This is a genomic window from Oleiphilus sp. HI0066, from assembly GCF_001635725.1.
Map to the genome: position 1 here is coordinate 1 of NZ_LWFH01000755.1, position 750 is coordinate 750.

Consider the following 750-nt stretch of genomic DNA (forward strand, 5'->3'; position numbering starts at 1 on the left):
CGTTGGGCAAAATCTCTACGCAAAACTGAAACAGCCCATTGCTGATGCCGTCTACTATGGTTTGCAGGTGCGCCCATCAAGCCACGGAGCTTTGGGTGTTGCAATTCAAACATCCGCATCCTTACGCGCGGGATTGTCTTTATTAACGAAGTACTACAACACTAGGCTTGCTGCGCAATACCCGAAAATCGTCATCGGAGAAGAACATGTATCTTTGACGCTAATTACTGATTTGAAAGGTATGGGGCATTCACCAGACGTACAACGTTTCTTTGATTTAAGTACGATGGTTAGCATGGCACAGAGTGTTCATCTCTCTCTTGGTGCTTCGTGCGCACTTGAGGGACAAGTCATTATTGAAATCGATGCACCTGAACCAGCTGGCTTTCCGCACCATGTTTTGGATTATTGCTGTTTCACGTTTAACGCAAAACAATGCGCGATGCACTTCCCTACCCAATGGTTAGACGCCCCATTTGAAAGTGCGAACACGGCGCTTTGTCAGGCCGCTTTAGCGCAATGCGAAGAGGAGCTAAGAAAAGTAAAACCGCAAGATTTGGTCGATCGCGTCCGGAATTTTCTCACTCTACAAGAAGGCGCCCTTCCCAGCATTGATGTGGTGGCAGAACGAAATTTTATGTCCGCGGCGACTCTAAAGAGAAAACTAGGCGAGCTTGATTACACCTATCAAGACTTAAAAAATGAAGTGAGACTTTTCACGGCAAAAGAAAAACTGTCTTCTAGCGAACT

1 protein-coding gene is annotated in these 750 nt (G+C 46.3%); it reads left to right on the forward strand.

Features of this window, described 5'->3' with window-relative positions; translation table 11 throughout:
- Positions 1 to 750, forward strand: a 750-nt coding sequence (locus A3738_RS09140) for an AraC family transcriptional regulator ligand-binding domain-containing protein (RefSeq protein WP_156504137.1), incomplete at both ends; no start/stop codon positions are given.